This window comes from Kineococcus indalonis, assembly GCF_009906395.1.
GTDB lineage: Bacteria > Actinomycetota > Actinomycetes > Actinomycetales > Kineococcaceae > Kineococcus > Kineococcus indalonis.
Window position 1 is genome coordinate 1 of the sequence record NZ_JAAALM010000312.1, and the last position, 4930, is coordinate 4930.

The 4930-nt window shown below is 69.3% G+C and carries 3 protein-coding genes and 4 pseudogenes; 4 read left to right on the forward strand and 3 right to left on the reverse strand.

From position 1 onward, the window contains the following. Positions 1–1001 (forward strand): hypothetical protein (locus tag GTR00_RS14520; protein WP_205705831.1); only part of this gene is annotated, 1001 nt, incomplete at its 5' end. Positions 1002–1313: 312 nt separating this feature from the next. Here the strand turns inward: GTR00_RS14520 and GTR00_RS14525 are convergent. Next, positions 1314–2168, reverse strand: a complete 855-nt coding sequence (locus tag GTR00_RS14525; RefSeq protein WP_166612321.1) for a hypothetical protein — start codon at positions 2166–2168, stop codon at positions 1314–1316. Positions 2169–2726: 558 nt separating this feature from the next. Next, positions 2727–2831, reverse strand: a pseudogene (locus GTR00_RS25895) (IS3 family transposase); the annotation flags it as partial. Between the two features lie 68 nt (positions 2832–2899). On the opposite strand from GTR00_RS25895, the pseudogene GTR00_RS14530 reads away from it, so the two are divergent. The 3 genes and pseudogenes from GTR00_RS14530 to GTR00_RS14540 all read left to right on the forward strand — a co-directional run bounded on the left by GTR00_RS14530 (position 2900) and on the right by GTR00_RS14540 (position 4280). Beyond that, a pseudogene (locus GTR00_RS14530) lies at positions 2900–3755 on the forward strand (IS5 family transposase). 22 nt (positions 3756–3777) lie between these two features. Further along, positions 3778–4062, forward strand: a pseudogene (locus GTR00_RS14535) (integrase core domain-containing protein); the annotation flags it as partial. A gap of 44 nt (positions 4063–4106) precedes the next feature. Then, the gene (locus tag GTR00_RS14540; RefSeq protein ID WP_166612322.1) at positions 4107–4280 is read left to right on the forward strand and encodes a DUF732 domain-containing protein; all 174 of its coding nucleotides are present in this window, start codon (positions 4107–4109) and stop codon (positions 4278–4280) included. A gap of 370 nt (positions 4281–4650) precedes the next feature. Here the strand turns inward: GTR00_RS14540 and GTR00_RS14545 are convergent. Further along, positions 4651–4930 (reverse strand): annotated as a pseudogene (locus tag GTR00_RS14545) (hypothetical protein); the annotation flags it as partial.

The window sequence follows — 4930 nt, forward strand, 5'->3', positions numbered from 1 at the left end:
GTCCCGCCCGTGACGCGGCGGAAGAGCTGGGCGACGGCTCCTTTCGGGCCGTCGACGAGCCGGGGGTCCCGCGCGTGCACGACGACGCCCTCAAAGCCGCGCAGCTGGTCGAGGCACAGGTGGCGGCACAGGCGGTCGTGCGGACGAACGACGTCGTCGACTCTCCGGTGCCGCTGGTCCTGGGCCAGCTCATGGTGCTCAAGCGGCGCTACCGCTGGATCGAGACGTTCCGCGCGGAAGCGCACGGCGCGGGGCGCTACGACTTCGAGATGGTGGCCAGCAGGTTCCCCATCGGGTCCTACACCATCGAGGTCGACGGCCGAGAGGTCGAGGTCAGCCACGGTCGCCTCGGCAACGGGCCGGAGCCCGACTTCCGGGCCACGCCGGACGACCTGCCACCGCCGGCGCCTGACGTGTCCCCGACCGCTCCGCGCGAGATCGATCCGAACATCCAGCGCCACATCGAGGAGGTCACAGGAAGTGTCCCGGGCGCCTCAGAACGTGAGATCGCGCACAGGACGTCACGAGGCGAGACCTCACAGCGGGGAGTGGGGGAGGGCCCTCTCGAGGCCCACCACGTGGCCACGCAGTTCGTCCGTACCCGCGGCGCGAACAAGGTGGTGGTGGGGCGCCAGTTGAGGGACCTCTACGAGCGCGCGTTCGGCCGGCGGCGGATCAAGGTGGCAGGACGACCGCACCGCGTCCACCCGATCCACCATCCGGTGAACCTCATCGAATCCTTCGTCGAGCACCGCATGTTCCCCGGGTGGTGGTCGAGCACTGGAAAGTTCATCCGCGAAGGCCACCATCCCGAGTACCACGACTGGGTGCTACGCCACCTCCGGGCCGCCCTCGAGCGTCCGGGTCTGACCCGGGAAGAGGCGTTCCGAGAATTCATCGCAATGGCTCTGCGTCTCAAGCGGGTGATCGTGGGGAATCCCCAGGTCCTCCGGTACGGTTTGGCCGGGCTGCCCTCCCACCTCCATACCCTCGCGTTCTGAACGGGTCGTCCAACCCGCTCGGTGACCGGAGATCGTTGCCGGGCGCTGGGTTCTGAAAAGGGCGCAAAGCGCATGCTTGACCGCTCAGGCCGTCAGGGGAGCACCTTCTGCGGAAGCAGCGAGGGGCAGCGTCCCGACTCAGCACCTGCCGCGAATGGCCGTCATCGATCCCGGCGGAAACGCCAACGCGCCGGGAACGGATTCGTAAGGGGATCGGCTCTCCTTCCGTTCGCGCGTCGCACACCCTCGTCCGCCCCTGTGTCCGGCATGCGTGAAGTGGTGCCTGTGCCACTGCGCCAGGCACCGTCCGTCTCAGCTCGATAGAGGTGCAGCGACGCCGACGGCCGCACCACCGACGGCCTCAGAAAGGGCTGTCATCGGTACCCCGAGCAGCAGTTCCGCCGCCCCGTCGGCCGCGATGAGAAGGCACCCCCCCATCCCGTAGGTGAGGATCTTCCTCCAGCGGGCGCGGGAGGCCTCCCGCTGCACTCCGGCGGCGAGCATGTCGGCACTCGTGCACGTCGCATCCCGCAGCGTGCGCAGGTCTCGCAGGAGCGCCGCCGGATCCTGCATGCGGGTCCAGGCCTGGGGGGACTCGGTGAAGGCGGCGATGGCGGCGTCGACGTGCCGGTCGGCGAGGGCGCGGGAGAGTCCCACGAGCTGCAGCAGGGCCACTTCGGTGTCGCGGAAGGTGCCAAGGGGGCCGTGAAGCTCCGCGGGGTCCGGAACGCCCCCCACAGGGTCCTGCGCCTGGCGCGCCCGCTCCGGCATAGCCATGAGCAGCTCGCGGAAGTCGGCGTCGTCGCAGAGAAGGCCCAGGGCGCGGCAGGTCCGGCGGGCCGCGGCTTGCTTGGCCAGCCCGGCCCCGTGAAGGTCGCCGAGGCCGGCACAGCGGTCCATCTCCGCCAGGTGCTCCTCCACAGCGACCAGGTCGCGGGCCAGACGGGTCACGGAGTGAGGGGGGCGCGCCTCGGCCAAGACCGCGCTCGGGATCGAGGGCGCCGCCGCGGGCGACGGCGCCGCGGAACCGGCAAGGGACTGGCGGATCTGCTCATTGCTCGACCGCAACTGAGCGGCATAGCGGGCGAGGAGGTTCATGTTCTCGGCCTCTAGGGAGGCGACCTCGGCCCGCAGGACCTCGGTCGCTGCCTCTGCACCGGCCGCCACACGGTCACCTCCGGAAGGTCGAGAGGCGACGTCGTCACCTTCGACTGCGGGCACATGGTCCTCCGTGGGCTCGCCGATCAATCGAGTGCTTTTCATCGAACACCGCTCCACCGGCTCCGGCAAGCACCGCCGCTGCGGCGGTGACGGTGTGGTGACGCCCCAGCGACAGGATGTTCCTGCCGTAGCGGGCGCCCCGCAGCACCGACCCGTCGATGAGGGGAGCGATCATGCCTATCCGGCACATGATCGACTTCTCCGTCGCGTGGGCTGCAGCGGGTGCGGGGGCGAGTTGCCGACTGGCGCCGGGTACCCGGCCGGGAGCGCAGGGCCTGGCGCTCGGCGCCACGAGAGCGGGCGCGTTCACCCCGCTGACCCGTTGGACTGGACGGAGTTGCGCTTTCGCTCCTGCGGGGACGCCATCGTCAGCGGCTCACCTGTGCAACCCCTTCCACCTTGAGCTTGACTTTGACGACGCCGGAGATCAGGCGGGGGTCTGCTGCATGATCCAGTGACAGTTTGACCTGCCCCACCCTCCGGTTACCCACTGCAGTGTGAAGATCAGGCCGGGACGGATGCTGCATAGCGTAGTTCACGCTCGACCGGACTGACGTAGTTCAGCCGAGAATGGCGACGCTGACGGTTGTAGAAGAGCTCGATGTACTCACAGCCCGTTGCAGAAGTTGGGCCGAGGCTCTGGCGTGTCGCGGTGAGCCAGGCGCAGCCTGGTCGGCATGGCCACCGACGCCTCCGTTCGGCCTCGCCAGCTGATCACCGACGAGCTGTGGGAGCTGCTCGAACCGCTGATCCCGCCGCCGCCACCGGCACCGCGTGGGCGCACCGGCCGGCCTCGCCACGAGGACCGGGCGGTGATCGAGGGCATCGTCTTCGTGCTCAGCACCGGCATCGGCTGGGCCAAGCTGCCGTCCGAGCTGGGTTACGGCTCGGGTTGGACGTGCTGGCGCCGCCTGCGCCAGTGGCAGGAGGCCGGCGTGTGGGACGAGCTGCACGGCGCCGTGCTCGACCGGCTGGGCCGGCAGGGCCTGCTGGACTGGTCCCGCGCCAGCGCCGACTCCGTCAGCGTCCGGGCGAAAAAAGGGGCGCGCTGACAGGCCCGAACCCCACGGACAGAGCGAAGCTGGGCACCAAGTACCACCTGCTCGTGGCCGCCGACGGGCTACCGATCAACGTCGTGCTCTCCGGCGCCAACCGGCACGACTCGATGTTCCTGGCCCCGCTGCTCGACGGCCAGCGCTCGGTCAAGGGCACCGGTCGCGGCCGGCCTCGGCGCCGCCCGCTCAAGCTGCACGCGGCTCCCCCACAAGCGGGTGGTACCCCCAGGGCTACGACAACCGCCGGGTTCGCGCCTACCTGCGCCGGCGCGGTATCACCGCGCGCATCGCCCGCATCGGCATCGATTCCAGTCAGCGCCTCGGGCGATATCGCTGGGTGGTCGAGCGCACGATCAGCTGGTTGCTGAGCTACAAGCGCCTGGCGCTGCGCTACGACACCAGCGCCACCACCATCACCGCGTTGGCTCGCCTGGCGATCACGCTCATCTGCGCTCGACGGCTACCCGTCAGGAACTAATGCAACGGCTTATGAACCCAGGCAGTTCCGGGCGCACCGCTACGTCCGGGAGCTGCGCGCTGCGCAGGCGCGAGGGTCGATGGGACGGGTCGGCACCTGCGCGGACAACGCTGCGATGGAGTCGTTCTTCTCGCTGCTGCAGAAGAACGTCCTCAACCGCCGCCGCTGGGACACCCGTCAGGACCTGCGCCTGGCGATCGTGACCTGGATCGAGACCACCTACCACCGTCGACGGCGCCAGCAGGCCCTCGGGCGGCTCACGCCCATCGAGTACGAGACACTCCTACAAGCCGCTCACGCGGCTTGACCGCCCCTACCGACGAGAGTCAACCGAGCTCGGGGCAGTCCCCCATGGTGGGCCAGCCTGATGATCGCCTGGTCGGCCAAGGAAGCGCGGTCTGCTCCCTGCTGGGTGCGGGCGCCAGCGACGCCGAAGCCGCTCAACTGCTGCTCAAGGCCAGCAGCGACTACGATGCTGACGCCGTGACGAACATCGTGGTGGGGGCCCAAGTCTACCTGTGCTGAACAGGCGTTGCCGTCCTGTCGTAGCGCAACGGTGAGCAGCACGCGCCACTTGATGACGGTCGGCCTTGCTCGTCGGCTCTGCTCATCCGCTGCGACGCGGCGCTGAACGCAGCTTCGGTGCTGACGACGATCAGGCGGAGAAGCTGGTGTCCTCTGGAGTGAGGGAAACGGCAGCGCCGCGGGAGGCTCAGCCCTGTTGCCGGATCCTGCAGCAGAGCCGACAACTGATCGTGCGGCAACCTGCTTGAGCGCCGGCGTAGCAGGCGCGCGGTGTGCTCTCTGGTCCTCAGGTCCTCAGGTGCACTGGAGGGCTCCGCGATCGCTTTCGCGGAGCCCTCGGGGGTGTGCTGCCACTTCGAAGGTGGCGTGTTCAGCCGATCTTGGTGAAGGTCTGACAGCGGCTGGTGGAGAAGCCGGTGTCGTTGGCCTCGATGGTGACGATGGTGGTGCCGGTGACGAAGTCGTTGCTGATGATGTCGGCGAGGTCGCCGCTGAAACCGCTCAGGCGTTCCCAGTAGCAGCCGTAGCTGTCTGCTGCGGGGCCGTTGGAGCGGTAGGTGCCCGGCTGGACGTCGGCTCCGACGCGGAAGGTGCCGGTGCCGGCGATGGTGGGGGCCGGGGCGGGCGGCTGGGCGATGGGCTGGTTGATC

Coding starts and splice junctions, on each gene's coding strand:
- GTR00_RS14540 (WP_166612322.1), top strand. CDS start 4,107: ATGGTGGGCCAGCCTGATGATCGCCTGGTCGGCCAAGGAAGCGCGGTC.